We start from the raw sequence: 16,169 nt of genomic DNA, 5'->3' as shown, positions 1-16,169 counted from the left end.
ATGTCTGATCAAGAGTGCAAGTGCCCACCCCCAGGTTTACCTGCGTGGATGGGGACATTCGCAGATTTAATGTCGCTATTAATGTGCTTTTTTGTGCTCTTGCTTGCGTTTTCTGAAATGGATGTACTTAAATTTAAACAAATTGCCGGTTCGATGAAATTTGCATTTGGTGTACAAAATAAAATAGAAGTTAAAGATATTCCCAAAGGCACATCAGTTATTGCTATGGAGTTTACTCCGGGCAAGCCAGAGCCTACCCCAATTGAAACAATTCAACAGCAAACGGTAGAAATGACCCAGCAAATGTTAGAGTTTCAGGCAGGTGATGAAAGCTCAGCAGGCGGAAGGCAAGAGCAGCGGGGCGATAAACGTGGTGGCGAGTCTCGTAGTACTTCCAAAGAGCAAGCATCGGATCAAGCAATTTCAGCGGCCGATCAACAGCAAACAAACGACTTAGTTAAAAAAATCGCCCAGCAATTAGAAAAACAAATAATTGATGGTGCCATAGAGCTTGAATCATTAGGGCAGCAAATAATTATTCGTATTCGTGAAAATGGCTCTTTCCCTTCGGGTAGTGCATTTTTACAACCTAAGTTTAAACCCATTATTCAAGAAATTGGCGTGCTATTAAAAGATGTGCCTGGAGAAATTACTGTGTCGGGGCATACCGACGATTTTCAGGTTTCAAACGAGTTATATATTAATAACTGGGATCTTTCATCTAAGCGTGCAGTTGCAGTAGCTAGTGAGCTGCAAAAAGTAGTTGGATTTGATAAAAATAGAATGATGGTAGTAGGGCGTGCTGAAACCCGGCCGTTAGTGCCAAATGACAGCAATGAAGATCGCCGTCGTAATCGTCGCGTTGAAATATCTATTTTACAAGGAAAAGCCAAAGAGTCTGATCCTATCGATGTAAGGTAGCAGTCATTTTATTAAAAATACACTTGGCTTAAGCAAACTAAGTGTAATTGATTTCAGGTGACTTTTAGTCAAAATTAACTAAAAGTCACCACCTCAGCCAAATACCTCAGAGTTGTTAAATAGTACGGTTTAATAAAAACATCCCACGCTGTGAATTGATATGCTAAACTACTGTGTATATAAACAGTAAAAGAGCTTGCTTATGAAACTCTATATTGCCGAAAAGCCGTCATTAGGGCGTGCTATTGCCGACGCGTTACCAAAACCGCACAAAAAGCACGATGGCTACATTGAAGTTGCAAATGGTGATTGCGTATCTTGGTGTATTGGTCATTTGCTCGAGCAAGCCGAGCCCGATGACTATGATGAGCGCTTTAAAAAGTGGCAGTTTGAGCACCTACCTATCATTCCTGAGCAGTGGCAATTAAAAGCAAAAACTAAAACTCGCAAGCAACTTACTGTGTTAAAAAAGCTAATCAAACAGGCTACAGCACTAGTGCATGCAGGTGATCCCGATAGAGAAGGGCAATTACTTGTCGATCAAGTTATTGAAGAAGCCAAAATAAGTAAAACTAAAAAGCAGCATATTCAACGCTTATTAATTAGTGATTTAAACTTAGCTGCAGTAAAAAAAGCATTAACGACTATGCGATCTAACCGTGAGTTTATTCCGTTGAGCGTTTCAGCCTTAGCGCGCTCTCGTGCTGATTGGTTGTTTGGTATGAATTTAACCCGCGCTTATACTTTAGCAGGGCAAAAAGCTGGGTTTGGTAACGTACTTTCTGTGGGACGAGTACAAACACCCATACTTGGCTTGGTGGTTAATAGAGATAATGACATAGCAAATTTCGTATCGAAGCCATTTTATGAAGTATTAGCCCACTTAGTCACCCCCGAAAAACAATCATTTAGTGCAAAATGGATACCCAGTAAGGCATGTGAGCCTTATCAAGACGAAGAAGGGCGAGTATTAAATAAAGCATTGGCTGAAAACGTAGCCTCGCGTATCACACAGCAAAATGCTGAGCTAACGGCGCTTGAACAAAAACAAAAAAAACAAACTGCGCCACTGCCTTATAACTTATCTGCTTTGCAGATAGACGCGGCAAAAGCATTTGCTATGCCAGCGCAAAAGGTGCTGGATATATGCCAAACTCTTTATGAGCGTCATAAGTTAATTACCTACCCGCGTTCAGACAACCGCTACTTACCTAATGATCATCACCAAGATGCGTCTGTTATTTTAAAAGCTATAAGCACTAATGGCGGGCAAGGTGTTGAGTTAGTAAAAGCAGCTGATAGTAAAAAACGTAGTAAATGTTTTAACGATTCAAAAGTGGCTGCGCATCACGCCATTGTCCCTACGGCAAAACAGTTAAAGTCGGCAAGTTTAGGTAGCGATGAGACAAAGGTTTATCAATTAATATGTCGTCATTATTTAATACAGTTTTATCCCGACTATATTTACAACGAAACTAAAGCAGAGATAACTATTGCTGGCGGGTTATTTAAAGCAAATGCAAAGCAAGATGTAAGCTTGGGTTTTAAGGTGCTAATGGGTAAGTCTGAATTAAAAGATGAAGCCACGCTACCGCCTTTAACAAAAGGCATGTTACTTTTTTGCTCGCAAGGGGAGGTTGTTGAAAAATATACCTCACCGCCAGCGCACTTTAGTGATGCGACTTTACTTGCAGCCATGACAGGCATAAGCCGCTATGTACAAGATCCACAGATAAAAAAAGTACTTAAAGACACCGATGGCTTAGGCACAGAGGCAACGCGAGCGGGGATCATTGAATTATTATTTAAACGCCGTTTTTTAAAACGTGAAGGTAAATTAATTAAAGCAACCGAAACCGGGAGTGCACTTATTAGTGTGCTGCCGCAAGGTTTAGTTCGCCCCGATTTAACCGCTAAATGGGAGTCGAGCTTAGGTGATATTGCACAGCAAGTAATGAGCTATCAGCAATTTTTACAGCCTTTACTTGCCGACTTAAATAGTTTTGTACAACAAGCTGCAAATTGCGATAGCAATGTATTTGCAAAGCTGCCTAAAACTTCAGCTAAAAAGCGTTTTGTTAAACGTGGCCAAAAAACGCCTTATAAAAAGTCAAGTTATAAAAAAAGCTCTGTTACAGGTTAACTACAGAGCTATTATTTAAATAAAACTATTGATTAAACAAAGTTACCGCTGCATTACTCATGGCTTTAATGCCAGTTGGTAGTGCGACTTTATAGTCTGGGGCAAACTTACTTGAATGCAGTGAAGGTAATGTTTTGCCCGCTTTTATTGCACTTGCATATTTTGCTTGGTTAACGCCACCGAGCCAAAATAGTGTGATAGGAATATTTTCGTCAGTGCGGCCATATAAGCCAAAGTCTTCACCTGCCATTACAGGGAGGGTTTCAAGCACATTTTCATCACCAATAGCGCTGGCAATACTTTGACGCACAAGGTTGGTTTGTGCTGGATTGTTATATGTAGATGGAATTGACTCATCTTCATGTACTTGCACCTTAGGGTAGAGCGCTTCCTCTAGGCCTGCGCTTTGTGCAATACCGGCGGTAATGCGTTTAATTGCTGCAATTTGTGCATTTCTAATATCAGGGTTATAGCTGCGTAATGTAAGTTGTAACTTTACTTCATCAGAAATTACATTATGTTTTGAGCCACCATGAATAGATCCAACAGTAATAACTGATGGCTCTAATGGTGAAAGCTCACGACTCGTAATAGTTTGCAGTGCAAGCACAGTGCGCGCAGCAATAATAACCGGATCAATAGTGGTATGCGGATAAGCTCCATGTCCGCCTTTACCCTTTATAGTTATATCAACAGAATCGACGCTGGCCATAGTATATTCGTTTTTCATCGCAACTTTACCGGCAGGCACACTTGCACTTACATGTAGCGCAATTATGTGATCAGGTTTTGCATATTTACTAAATAAGCCTTCTTTTAGCATGGCTTTAGCGCCACCGCCTACTTCTTCTGCGGGTTGTGCCACCATCATTAGCGTGCCTTGCCATGCATTTTTGTGAGCTATTAGTTGTTCAGCAGTACCAATGAATGAGCTCATATGTATATCGTGACCGCAGCCGTGCATAACACCTACTTTTGCACCGTGCTCGTCTATTACTGTTACTTTAGAAGCATAGGACTTTCCTGTCTGCTCTATAATAGGTAAGCCATCGGTGTCAGTACGGATCATCACGGTTGGACCGTTTCCGTTTTTGTAAATGCCGACAACACCAAAGCCACCTACATTACTTGTTACTTTAAAACCCAGCTGAGTTAATTTATCCGCTATTTTATTACCCGTTTTTTGTTCGTGATAAGAAAGCTCTGGCGATTGGTGTAAATCGAGGTAAAACTTTTCTATAGCTGGCATGGTTTTGCTTAAATTCAAATCGAGTCCATTTGCTTGTACTAATGGGCTTGCTAATAAAAGTATTGCACTTAGATAAGTTAACTTCATGATTTTCCCTTATTGAGATAAATGTATATCCAAGTGATTTAGATATATGACTTGTAATAATTATGTTCAGCACCATATAAAAACCTAAATAAATGAATATGGCAATCAATTCAATGAGCAACATAGTTAGTATCAACGCGCAAAATTTTCAGCAAGTACTCGGCGAAACATCACAACAAAAGTTGGTACTGCTAAACTTCTACTCAGCGCAAAGTCCTGAATGTATTAACCAGGCAGCAATATTAGATAAATTAGCCGCTGAATATAACGACTATATAGTAGTAGCAAATTTAGATTGCGATGCCGAGCAAGCTCTGGCTTCGCAATTAGCACAGCAAGTTGGTTTACAAACACTACCAACACTGGTGTTGTTAAAAGACTCAGCGCCCGTTGATGTATTATCGGGTGCCCAAGCTGAAGCGAAAATTCGTGAAGCATTAGCTAAACATTTACCCGCTCAACAAGACTTACTATTAGAGCAAGCAAAGCAAGCATTATTAAAGTCAGATTTAAATGCCGCGTTTAATTATGCAAAGCAAGCTTATGAAATTGACAACAGCAACGCGCGTATTAAATTAGTACTTGCAGATATATGTATTCAAATTCATAAAGTAGATGAAGCGCAAGCACTAATTAATACAATAGATGTACAAGAGCAAGATGCTTACTTTAATAATATAAAAGCAAAATGCGAAGCTGCGCTTGAAGCAAAAGATTCACCAGAGATTAAAGAAAAGCAACAACAAGTAGAAAAGTACCCAAATAACTTAGAATTAAAAGAAGAGCTAAGTATTTTACTCAATGAAGCCGGCAGAAAAGAAGAAGCATTAGATGTACTATTTACAGTGCTGCAAAAAGATCTGAATTTTAACGAAGCAAAACCAAGTTTTTTAGCTATTATTGCCTCTTTACCCGACGGTGATGCACTTGCAGCAAAGTATCGTCGCAAGTTATATAGTATTTTGTACTAAAACTTAATAACTATTACTTTTAAAAGCACCTTACCTAGGTGCTTTTTACATTTTTAAGTTTATAGCAATATAACAGTAAGCTTGTTTAAGGAATAAAAAGCGCAGTTATCCACAGGGTTTTGTGGGTAACCTGTGAGCCTGGCTTGTGTATCTTTGGGGTAAAAATTAAATGCAAAAAAGGCGATAAAAACGCTTGCGTAAAATCTGCGGCTCCCTATAATGCGACCCCACTGAGACGGGAAACGTCAACGCCTAGCGAGACGCGAACTACTCAGAGAGTTAAATAAAACTTCGGTTTTAAATCTTCCAAAAAGAAAGTTTAAAACTAAGTGTTGACTCGAAAAATAAAGGATGTATCATACGCATCCCTTGAGACGCTAAAGCGACTCAAAACGTTCTTTAACAATATAAAGCAATCATCTGTGTGGGCACTCGTACAGATTGAGTTCTAACAGCCAACCTACTTACTCTTTATGGGTAATTAGCGAGGCAAACAAATTAGAGTCTCAATTGAAAACTGAGTGACCAACAGAATAGTTATTTCGGTAATTATTCGGCACAGTCAATTCAATATCGAAAGATATTAAAATAAATTCAGAATTCATTGAGCTGTCGAAAGACATAAAACTTTTTAATTGAAGAGTTTGATCATGGCTCAGATTGAACGCTGGCGGCAGGCCTAACACATGCAAGTCGAGCGGTAACAGAAAGTAGCTTGCTACTTTGCTGACGAGCGGCGGACGGGTGAGTAATGCTTGGGAACATGCCTTGAGGTGGGGGACAACAGTTGGAAACGACTGCTAATACCGCATAATGTCTACGGACCAAAGGGGGCTTCGGCTCTCGCCTTTAGATTGGCCCAAGTGGGATTAGCTAGTTGGTGAGGTAATGGCTCACCAAGGCGACGATCCCTAGCTGGTTTGAGAGGATGATCAGCCACACTGGGACTGAGACACGGCCCAGACTCCTACGGGAGGCAGCAGTGGGGAATATTGCACAATGGGCGCAAGCCTGATGCAGCCATGCCGCGTGTGTGAAGAAGGCCTTCGGGTTGTAAAGCACTTTCAGTCAGGAGGAAAGGTTAGTAGTTAATACCTGCTAGCTGTGACGTTACTGACAGAAGAAGCACCGGCTAACTCCGTGCCAGCAGCCGCGGTAATACGGAGGGTGCGAGCGTTAATCGGAATTACTGGGCGTAAAGCGTACGCAGGCGGTTTGTTAAGCGAGATGTGAAAGCCCCGGGCTCAACCTGGGAACTGCATTTCGAACTGGCAAACTAGAGTGTGATAGAGGGTGGTAGAATTTCAGGTGTAGCGGTGAAATGCGTAGAGATCTGAAGGAATACCGATGGCGAAGGCAGCCACCTGGGTCAACACTGACGCTCATGTACGAAAGCGTGGGGAGCAAACGGGATTAGATACCCCGGTAGTCCACGCCGTAAACGATGTCTACTAGAAGCTCGGAGCCTCGGTTCTGTTTTTCAAAGCTAACGCATTAAGTAGACCGCCTGGGGAGTACGGCCGCAAGGTTAAAACTCAAATGAATTGACGGGGGCCCGCACAAGCGGTGGAGCATGTGGTTTAATTCGATGCAACGCGAAGAACCTTACCTACACTTGACATACAGAGAACTTACCAGAGATGGTTTGGTGCCTTCGGGAACTCTGATACAGGTGCTGCATGGCTGTCGTCAGCTCGTGTTGTGAGATGTTGGGTTAAGTCCCGCAACGAGCGCAACCCCTATCCTTAGTTGCTAGCAGGTAATGCTGAGAACTCTAAGGAGACTGCCGGTGATAAACCGGAGGAAGGTGGGGACGACGTCAAGTCATCATGGCCCTTACGTGTAGGGCTACACACGTGCTACAATGGCGCATACAGAGTGCTGCGAACTCGCGAGAGTAAGCGAATCACTTAAAGTGCGTCGTAGTCCGGATTGGAGTCTGCAACTCGACTCCATGAAGTCGGAATCGCTAGTAATCGCGTATCAGAATGACGCGGTGAATACGTTCCCGGGCCTTGTACACACCGCCCGTCACACCATGGGAGTGGGTTGCTCCAGAAGTAGATAGTCTAACCCTCGGGAGGACGTTTACCACGGAGTGATTCATGACTGGGGTGAAGTCGTAACAAGGTAGCCCTAGGGGAACCTGGGGCTGGATCACCTCCTTATACGATTTAGAACTTATTTGTTCGTAGTGTCCACACAGATGATTGTTAATTAGTGCTTGTTCTTCGGAATAACTAATTAATATGCTCTTTAAAAATTTGGAAAAGCTGATAATAAAATTCTGATGAATAACATTGTTATTTATCAAGAGTTTTCAAAAGTAAAAAAAGAATGGTAGCAGTACCATTCAGTGCCATTTAATTAACTCTTTGAGTTGATTGATTGGTATCTACTTTAGTATTCAATATTGACTTCTGGCGAAGTTAAACTGTCACACAACAAAGACCCGTTTGGGTTGTATGGTTAAGTGACTAAGCGTACACGGTGGATGCCTTGGCAGTTGGAGGCGATGAAGGACGTATTAACTTGCGATAAGCCTAGTCAAGCTAGTAAAAAGCACTTGAGACTAGGATTTCCGAATGGGGAAACCCACCTGCTTGCAGGTATCGTTAACTGAATACATAGGTTAACGAGGCGAACGCGGAGAACTGAAACATCTAAGTACCCGTAGGAAAAGAAATCAACCGAGATTCCGAAAGTAGCGGCGAGCGAAATCGGAACAGCCCTTAAGCTTATTATGTGTTAATGGAAGGCTGCTGGAAAGCGCCACGATACAGGGTGATAGTCCCGTACATGAAAAGACATTTTAAGTGAAATCGAGTAGGTCGGAGCACGTGAAACTTTGACTGAATATAGGTGGACCATCATCTAAGGCTAAATACTCCCAACTGACCGATAGTGAACCAGTACCGTGAGGGAAAGGCGAAAAGAACCCCTGTGAGGGGAGTGAAATAGAACCTGAAACCGTGTACGTACAAGCAGTAGGAGCCCACTTGTTGGGTGACTGCGTACCTTTTGTATAATGGGTCAGCGACTTATATTTTGTAGCGAGGTTAACCGATTAGGGTAGCCGTAGGGAAACCGAGTCTTAACTGGGCGAATAGTTGCAAGGTATAGACCCGAAACCCGGTGATCTAGCCATGAGCAGGTTGAAGGTTGAGTAACATCAACTGGAGGACCGAACCCACTAACGTTGAAAAGTTAGGGGATGACTTGTGGTTAGGAGTGAAAGGCTAATCAAACCGGGAGATAGCTGGTTCTCCCCGAAATCTATTTAGGTAGAGCCTCGGACGAATACTTACGGGGGTAGAGCACTGTTAAGGCTAGGGGGTCATCCCGACTTACCAACCCTTTGCAAACTCCGAATACCGTAAAGTAATATCCGGGAGACACACGGCGGGTGCTAACGTCCGTCGTGAAGAGGGAAACAACCCAGACCGCCAGCTAAGGTCCCAAAGTCATAGTTAAGTGGGAAACGATGTGGAAAGGCCCAGACAGCCAGGAGGTTGGCTTAGAAGCAGCCATCCTTTAAAGAAAGCGTAATAGCTCACTGGTCGAGTCGGTCTGCGCGGAAGATGTAACGGGGCTAAACTATGCACCGAAGCTGCGGATTCATCTTAGGATGAGTGGTAGGGGAGCGTTCTGTAAGCCGTTGAAGGTGACCCGGGAGGGTTGCTGGAGGTATCAGAAGTGCGAATGCTGACATGAGTAACGATAATGGGAGTGAAAAACTCCCACGCCGGAAGACCAAGGGTTCCTATCCCATGTTAATCAGGGTAGGGTAAGTCGACCCCTAAGGCGAGGCCGAAAGGCGTAGTCGATGGGAAACAGATTAATATTTCTGTACTCGATATAATTGCGATGGGGGGACGGAGCAGGCTAAGCAAGCATGGCGTTGGTAGTCCATGTGAAAGTGAGTAGGGCGTTTGTTTAGGTAAATCCGGACGAACATTAAACCTGAGACACGAGACGAGTCACCACGGTGATGAAGTTGCTGATGCCATACTTCCAGGAAAAGCCTCTAAGCTTCAGATTATATGGAATCGTACCCCAAACCGACACAGGTGGTCAGGTAGAGAATACTAAGGCGCTTGAGAGAACTCGGGTGAAGGAACTAGGCAAAATCGTACCGTAACTTCGGGAGAAGGTACGCTCCTATCTGTGATGAGACTTGCTCTCTAAGCGGACGGGAGCCGCAGTGACCAGGTGGCTGGGACTGTTTATTAAAAACACAGCACTGTGCAAAATCGCAAGATGACGTATACGGTGTGACACCTGCCCGGTGCCGGAAGGTTAATTGATGGGGTTATCCTTAGGGAGAAGCTCTTGATCGAAGCCCCGGTAAACGGCGGCCGTAACTATAACGGTCCTAAGGTAGCGAAATTCCTTGTCGGGTAAGTTCCGACCTGCACGAATGGTGTAACCATGGCCACGCTGTCTCCACCCGAGACTCAGTGAAATTGAAATCGCAGTGAAGATGCTGTGTACCCGCGGCTAGACGGAAAGACCCCGTGAACCTTTACTACAGCTTGGCACTGAACATTGAACCTACATGTGTAGGATAGGTGGGAGACTTTGAAGATGAGACGCTAGTTTTGTTGGAGTCAACCTTGAAATACCACCCTTGTAGTTTTGATGTTCTAACGTTGGCCCCTGAATCGGGGTTACGGACAGTGCCTGGTGGGTAGTTTGACTGGGGCGGTCTCCTCCTAAAGAGTAACGGAGGAGCACGAAGGTTGGCTAAGTACGGTCGGACATCGTACGGTTAGTGTAATGGTAGAAGCCAGCTTAACTGCGAGACAGACACGTCGAGCAGGTACGAAAGTAGGTCATAGTGATCCGGTGGTTCTGAATGGAAGGGCCATCGCTCAACGGATAAAAGGTACTCCGGGGATAACAGGCTGATACCGCCCAAGAGTTCATATCGACGGCGGTGTTTGGCACCTCGATGTCGGCTCATCACATCCTGGGGCTGAAGTCGGTCCCAAGGGTATGGCTGTTCGCCATTTAAAGTGGTACGCGAGCTGGGTTTAGAACGTCGTGAGACAGTTCGGTCCCTATCTGCCGTGGGCGTTTGAGAATTGAGAGGGGTTGCTCCTAGTACGAGAGGACCGGAGTGAACGAACCGCTGGTGTTCGGGTTGTCATGCCAATGGCATTGCCCGGTAGCTACGTTCGGAACTGATAAGCGCTGAAAGCATCTAAGCGCGAAGCAGGCCTCGAGATGATTTCTCACTAGAGCTATAAGCTCTCTGAAGGGCCGTTGGAGACTACAACGTTGATAGGCAAGATGTGGAAGTGCTGTGAGGCATTAAGCTAACTTGTACTAATTACCCGTGAGGCTTAACCATACAACGCCAAACGCGTTTTATGTGACAGTTCAAGCAAGAAGTTAATATTGCTAAAGTAGATATTTACGCAAAGACTTAAAAAATATTATCAGATATTTTCCAAATTCAGTTAATTTGTAGTGATACGAATTAACGCCCTAATTTGCTTGGTAACAATAGCGTTTTGGACCCACCTGACCCCATGCCGAACTCAGTAGTGAAACGAAACAGCGCCGATGATAGTGTAGCATTTGCTATGTGAAAGTAGGACATTGCCAGGCTCCAAATTTAGTCGAGAGACTTTAAATTGAATAAATTATAAAAATAAGAAAATTGAAACGAATTTTCTTGGTAACAATAGCGTTTTGGACCCACCTGACCCCATGCCGAACTCAGTAGTGAAACGAAACAGCGCCGATGATAGTGTAGCATTTGCTATGTGAAAGTAGGACATTGCCAGGATTTAAATTAAAGAAACCCGTTACAGTAATGTAACGGGTTTTTTGCTTTTTAGAATTTATAAAGTAAGCACAAGCTATTTAAAAAGTGAAAGCGTACTTACTGCTTGCATGCTAAAATTCTGCTTTATATAACCGTGTAATTGAGGTTTCTATTGCCTACTACTGATTATCAACAAGTATTGAATGACATAACCCAAGAGGTAGCTCCCTTATTATCACAAGGTAAAGTGGCCGATTATATTCCGGCGTTGGCAGAGGTTGATCCCGAACAATTTTCTATTGCTATTTACACTACCTCAGGCGAAACATTTTGTGCGGGTGATTGTACGCAACAATTTACTATTCAATCTGTATCAAAAGTAATGACATTAACGTTAGCATTACAACGTTATGGTGATGAACTGTGGCATCGCGTGGGGAAAGAGCCATCAGGAACTGCATTTAATTCGCTTACTCAGTTGGAATTTGAAAAAGGCATACCTCGTAACCCATTTATTAATGCAGGTGCGATTGTAACCTGCGATGCTTTATACAGTCGCTTATCGGCTCCTATGCATACTATGCTTGAAACATTTCGGGCTTTATCGGGGAATAGGTGTATAGCAATAGATAAAAAGGTAGCAAACTCAGAATATGAGTTTAGGCATAGAAATGCGGCTATGGGGCATTTAATGAAGTCATTTGGTAACTTTGAAAATGAAGTGGATGATGTGCTTTGGGCTTACTTTAACTTTTGTGCTATTGAACTAAATTGTATTGAACTGGCAAAAGCGTATAATTTTTTAGCTAATAATGGGATTGATAACACTTCAGGTAAACGGGTGTTACCGAGCCGTCAAACTAAGCAGCTTAACTCTTTACTCTTTACCAGTGGTTTATATGATGCAGCAGGTGACTTTGGTTATAGGGTAGGTATGCCGGGGAAATCTGGGGTGTCTGGTACGGTTTTAGCGGTATTACCTAATAAATTTACTGTTGCGGTATGGTCACCAGGGTTAAACTCTTTTGGCAACTCGGTGGCGGGAATAGCAGCATTAGAGCTGCTATCAAAAAAACTCGACATTTCAATATTTTAAGGAGCTATTGCTCCTTAAAATCTTATTTATCCCAGTAGACTAGTTCGAGGCAATCTTCGCGCTCTGGTAAACCACGAGATAAGCGAGGAGAGTGCTGCACTAATACTTCAAAGCTTGCTCTGTTAGCGTATTTACTTATTTGTGATAATGACGAGTAGGTAATTGCTTTTTGCTGGTGTTTTGCTGAGTTACTGACGTTTATTTTATGATAAACATTGGCAGATAAATCATGTAAAACCGCCGCAAGCGCACAATCACCAGCACCATTGGTGTTTTTGATTGAATCAGGGCCACCCATAAATGGGGCTGTGTGGCTATAGGCTCTAATTGGATCATCACAGTCAGCTTTGCGCATAGCACGTGAGAACTCATAACGATTAAAATCTGGAATTGCACCAGGTAATAATGTGTACTCGGTTTCGCGTTTTAATTGCTCGTCAACGTAACCTGCCATGAATAAGCCTTTTTCACCGGCAGTACAAATTACTAAGTCGACCCAATCAAGCGCTTTATCAGCTGCTAAAAGGGGATCTTCAAAACCAGTAATTGCCAAGCCTTCCTCTTCGTTCATTGCAAGAATATCGACATGCTTTTCAACAAAGTTAGCCCACCAGGTTGGATCTTGTTCAATTAAGAATTTAGTTCCAAGTGTAAGTACCACAGGTACACCAGCATCATTAGCGTATTTAACCGCTTGTATGGTGGCTTCTGTCATGGTTTCTGCGCCTTGAGTGCGCATTAAATAAGCACTGATCACCAACGCGGAAGAATTTTCAATAAGGCTTTTATCGATAGATTCAGGGCGTAAGTGGTTCATTAACCCTGCACTTATAGCAAAGGTTCGCTCACCAGTTTCATCAATTAGTGTAAAGCAGCGACCAATTGGCCCATCTACTGGTTGTAAATAATCTAAATCTACGCGGCTTGAGGTATTACATAAAAAACGATAAGCATAACTGCCTATATTTATGTTTTCACTCATTACGCCCAATAGCACAGATCTGTCATCGGCAAGTACTGAATAGTTGTGCATAGTATTACCAACGGTTCCGCCAGCATACTCGTAGTCAACCATTTCATGTAGCTTTAAACGCTCATATAAGGCGTTAGTGACGTCACTATCTATAACTTGTGACATGCCTCGTTGCAGCTTAAATTCATCGAGGAAAGCTTGATCGACCTTGGCTTCGATATCGACAACAATCTGATCGATTCCGGTAATATAGCTACTGTGTAATCTTTCTGTGGCGTTAAGTTGATTAGTTAGTGGATCTTTGGCTTCCACTGGAAAATAATGTTTATGCCTGCGACGTCCAGGAAATTTCATTTGCTACCCGTATTGTGAGCTAAATAAAAAAAGCGTGAGATTATAGCGCGAATCCCCCCTTAGGAGCCACGATAAACCGTTTTAATTTGTTTTATTTTTGCAATAAATGCCGTAATTACGCACTTTAATTAGCTAACTTGATATAATTCATGCATAAAAAATAATTAAAGTAGCTTCAATGAACGAACGATTTGATGACAACTATTGGATGCAACAAGCGTTAACGTACGCAAAGCAAGCAGAACAACTAGATGAGATCCCTGTTGGTGCCATTCTTGTTAAAGACAATCAGCTTGTTGCTGCAGGGTATAACCGTTCTATTACTGATAATGACCCATCAGCTCATGCTGAAATGATGGCTGTACGTAAAGGCGGTAAAGCACTTAATAATTATCGTTTAATTGATTGCACGCTTTATGTGACCTTAGAGCCATGCTCTATGTGCGCGGGGTTATTAGTGCACAGTAGAATTAAGCGTTTAGTGTTTGGTGCTGCCGATGCTAAAACAGGATCTGCTGGCTCGATTATGAATTTGTTGCAAGAGCCTAAGCTAAATCATCAGGTGGAGGTATTAGGTGGTGTACTAGAGGGGCAGTGCGCTACTATTATATCTGACTTTTTTAAGCGCAGAAGAGCGCAAATTAAGGCAGCCAAAAAGGCTGCTCGTAATAGCAATGAACTTTAACTTGCTGCCATTAAAGCATCTAGCTCTGCCATTTTTTGCATTGCAAACATGCGGCGGCGCCAAATTATTTTTTTATGTAAATTACGCAGCATAACGCGGCGTCGAGTTGCTGTTGAGTTAATTGTTTTTCGTTTGAATCTTTGCGTGCGTTTACGTTTTAGCATGTTTTCTCCTAATGCAATAATGAGAAATGCACAAATTATATCCAAATTACTCAGATGTTTATCATTAATTAATGTGAATATATAATTAACACACATTATTGAACATTTGATGACAAGTAAACAGTTTTTTAATTACCTAGGGCGTATTTATTAGAGTAATGAATTAGTTGTTATTATTATCGTTTGTCAGTTTACTATTTTGCTTCAACCTCATCCCCAATTTTAGGGGCAACTACAGGTGCTTCTGGTTTTTCTTCTATTGCGTTATTTTCATCAAGCCAAACTAGGGCATCGTAATAACGGCGAATATTATCAACATAGCTCACCGCAACATCACCACGAGAATAGCCATAACGCGTTTTTCGGTAGTAACGTTTTTTAATTAGTAATGGTAAGCGCTTTTTAACATCGGCCCACTTATCAGGGCTTGCGCCTTGTTGTTTAGTAATAATTCGTGCGTCGTTTACATGTCCCCAGCCTACATTATACGCAGCAAGTGCGAGCCAGGTTCTGTCTGGTTGTGGAATACGATCGGGGATACGTTTAATTAGTTTACTTAAGTATTTTGCGCCACCGCGAATATTTTGCTCTGGCTCTAACCTATTAGTAACCCCAACTTGCTTAGCAGTATTACGGGTTAGCATCATAATTCCTCGCACCCCAGTTGGTGATTTTGCTCGCGGGTTCCACATAGATTCCTGATAGCTTAATGCTGCGAGTAAACGCCAATCAAGTGTTCCTGCATATTGTTCAAACCATGGTTGGTATTTAGGCAGTGTTTCTTTTATTGCTTCAATATAGGCAAGTGTATTTACGTAGTTAAATTGACGAACGTGACCAAAGTATTTTTCTTCAAGTACATAAAGTTGATTATTTTGTTTTGCTTCACCAAAAAAAGGGACTAATAAAGCATAAAGCGAATCGTCATTTGATTTACGCAGCATCCACGCGATCGGGTCGTTATGCGTAATTGAAAAACCAATACTTAAATTAGGGTGATAACGACGAAATAACGATAACGTATGGGTGTCGGCTAAAGTGTAATCTATTTCGCCATCAATAACGGCTTGTAGTAACTCTTCTTCGTCAAATTCTTCGGTTTCGCTCCAGTTAAGTTCTGGATTGCTTTTTTTTACTTTTTGTAAAGTAAGTGAGTGACTACTTTTAGCTATAACCATGAGATTACCAGTTAAATCATCATAGTCGCGTGGTCGCTCTATACCTTGTTTATACACTAGTTTTTGACTAATGGTTCGGTAGGTAGGGCCAAAACGATATTGTTGTGCACGTGTTTTATTATAGGTAAGGCCTGAGGCAATTAAATCAAGATCACCGCTTTGCAGGCGTGCAAACATGTCTGATAAATTAAAAAATGGGACTATTTCAAGCTCTACACCTAAATAGTCTGCAAAGGCCTGAGAAAGCTCGTATTCAAAGCCTTGCTCACCTTGTACTGCCTGATAATAGTTACTGGCACTGGCTAATGTACCCACTCTAATTTTGTTTTGCGCTTTTATTTGGGCAAGTTGAGTCGACTGCTCTTGTATATCGCATGCACACAACAGCATAACTAAAGTAATAATTATGATTAGTTTTTCTTTCAACATTGTTTGCCTCTTTAACGCCCTAATCCCCGTTATAACAAAACTTAGCCATTACGTCACTTAGCGTTTAGTTTTATTCGTTTCGAGTGGCTGTAAATAAAGAAAAAAAGTTAATTTTATGAAAAGCGAAATTATGAGTTAAATCT

Annotated in this window: 9 protein-coding genes and 4 rRNA genes; 9 read left to right on the top strand and 4 right to left on the bottom strand. The window is 42.3% G+C overall.

The genetic code is table 11. From position 1 onward, the window contains the following. Together PNIG_RS13170 and PNIG_RS13165 are read left to right on the top strand one after the other, a co-directional pair. Nucleotides 1-921, top strand: a complete 921-nt coding sequence (locus PNIG_RS13170; protein WP_089368676.1) for a flagellar motor protein MotB — start codon at nt 1-3, stop codon at nt 919-921. Between the two features lie 202 nt (nt 922-1,123). Then, complete coding sequence (locus PNIG_RS13165; protein ID WP_089368675.1) at nt 1,124-3,064, top strand: DNA topoisomerase III; 1,941 nt, start codon at nt 1,124-1,126, stop codon at nt 3,062-3,064. Between the two features lie 25 nt (nt 3,065-3,089). On the opposite strand, the gene PNIG_RS13160 is transcribed toward PNIG_RS13165, so the two are convergent. Further along, entirely contained in the window at nt 3,090-4,400 is a 1,311-nt protein-coding gene (locus tag PNIG_RS13160) for a M20 metallopeptidase family protein (RefSeq protein ID WP_089368674.1), read from the bottom strand. 113 nt (nt 4,401-4,513) lie between these two features. Between PNIG_RS13160 and PNIG_RS13155 the strand changes: the two genes are divergently transcribed. The 6 genes from PNIG_RS13155 (at nt 4,514) to glsB (ending at nt 12,243) form a co-directional block, all read left to right on the top strand. Then, nucleotides 4,514-5,371 carry a tetratricopeptide repeat protein gene (locus PNIG_RS13155; protein WP_089368673.1) on the top strand — a complete coding sequence of 286 codons (858 nt, stop codon included), beginning with the start codon at nt 4,514-4,516 and terminating at the stop codon, nt 5,369-5,371. A gap of 632 nt (nt 5,372-6,003) precedes the next feature. Further along, nucleotides 6,004-7,539 (top strand): 16S ribosomal RNA (locus PNIG_RS13150). Between the two features lie 299 nt (nt 7,540-7,838). After that, a 23S ribosomal RNA gene (locus PNIG_RS13145) occupies nt 7,839-10,727 on the top strand. Nucleotides 10,728-10,872: 145 nt separating this feature from the next. Continuing rightward, nucleotides 10,873-10,987: ribosomal RNA gene (gene rrf / locus PNIG_RS13140) — 5S ribosomal RNA — on the top strand. A gap of 66 nt (nt 10,988-11,053) precedes the next feature. Next, nucleotides 11,054-11,168, top strand: a 5S ribosomal RNA gene (gene rrf / locus PNIG_RS13135). Together the 16S, 23S and 5S rRNA genes form the textbook arrangement of a ribosomal RNA operon. A 151-nt stretch (nt 11,169-11,319) precedes the next feature. After that, the gene (gene glsB / locus PNIG_RS13130) at nt 11,320-12,243 is read left to right on the top strand and encodes a glutaminase B (protein ID WP_011328992.1); all 924 of its coding nucleotides are present in this window, start codon (nt 11,320-11,322) and stop codon (nt 12,241-12,243) included. A gap of 22 nt (nt 12,244-12,265) precedes the next feature. Here the strand turns inward: glsB and PNIG_RS13125 are convergent, their stop codons facing one another. Beyond that, nucleotides 12,266-13,570, bottom strand: a complete 1,305-nt coding sequence (locus PNIG_RS13125; RefSeq protein WP_011328991.1) for an inosine/guanosine kinase — start codon at nt 13,568-13,570, stop codon at nt 12,266-12,268. A 178-nt stretch (nt 13,571-13,748) separates the two neighbouring features. Here PNIG_RS13125 and tadA point away from each other — a divergent pair, with 178 nt between their 5' ends. After that, nucleotides 13,749-14,255: a tRNA adenosine(34) deaminase TadA gene (gene tadA, locus PNIG_RS13120; RefSeq protein WP_089368672.1), complete on the top strand. Its 507-nt coding sequence runs from the start codon at nt 13,749-13,751 to the stop codon at nt 14,253-14,255. Here tadA and PNIG_RS20050 read toward each other — a convergent pair. Further along, on the bottom strand, nt 14,252-14,419 hold the full coding sequence (locus PNIG_RS20050; RefSeq protein ID WP_167376939.1) for a hypothetical protein: 168 nt from the start codon (nt 14,417-14,419) through the stop codon (nt 14,252-14,254). The two genes, tadA and PNIG_RS20050, sit on opposite strands and share 4 nt — an antisense overlap. A gap of 194 nt (nt 14,420-14,613) precedes the next feature. Next, complete coding sequence (mltF, locus tag PNIG_RS13115) at nt 14,614-16,026, bottom strand: membrane-bound lytic murein transglycosylase MltF (RefSeq protein ID WP_011328988.1); 1,413 nt, start codon at nt 16,024-16,026, stop codon at nt 14,614-14,616. Nucleotides 16,027-16,169 lie beyond the last annotated feature (143 nt).

The organism is Pseudoalteromonas nigrifaciens (assembly GCF_002221505.1).
Classification (GTDB): Bacteria; Pseudomonadota; Gammaproteobacteria; order Enterobacterales; family Alteromonadaceae; genus Pseudoalteromonas; species Pseudoalteromonas nigrifaciens.
This window is presented reverse-complemented; position numbering and strand designations above follow the sequence as displayed.

Coding starts and splice junctions, on each gene's coding strand:
- PNIG_RS13170 (WP_089368676.1), top strand. CDS start 1: ATGTCTGATCAAGAGTGCAAGTGCCCACCCCCAGGTTTACCTGCGTGG.
- PNIG_RS13165 (WP_089368675.1), top strand. CDS start 1,124: ATGAAACTCTATATTGCCGAAAAGCCGTCATTAGGGCGTGCTATTGCC.
- PNIG_RS13160 (WP_089368674.1), bottom strand. CDS start 4,400: ATGAAGTTAACTTATCTAAGTGCAATACTTTTATTAGCAAGCCCATTA.
- PNIG_RS13155 (WP_089368673.1), top strand. CDS start 4,514: ATGAGCAACATAGTTAGTATCAACGCGCAAAATTTTCAGCAAGTACTC.
- tadA (WP_089368672.1), top strand. CDS start 13,749: ATGAACGAACGATTTGATGACAACTATTGGATGCAACAAGCGTTAACG.
- PNIG_RS20050 (WP_167376939.1), bottom strand. CDS start 14,419: ATGCTAAAACGTAAACGCACGCAAAGATTCAAACGAAAAACAATTAAC.
- mltF (WP_011328988.1), bottom strand. CDS start 16,026: ATGTTGAAAGAAAAACTAATCATAATTATTACTTTAGTTATGCTGTTG.
- PNIG_RS13125 (WP_011328991.1), bottom strand. CDS start 13,570: ATGAAATTTCCTGGACGTCGCAGGCATAAACATTATTTTCCAGTGGAA.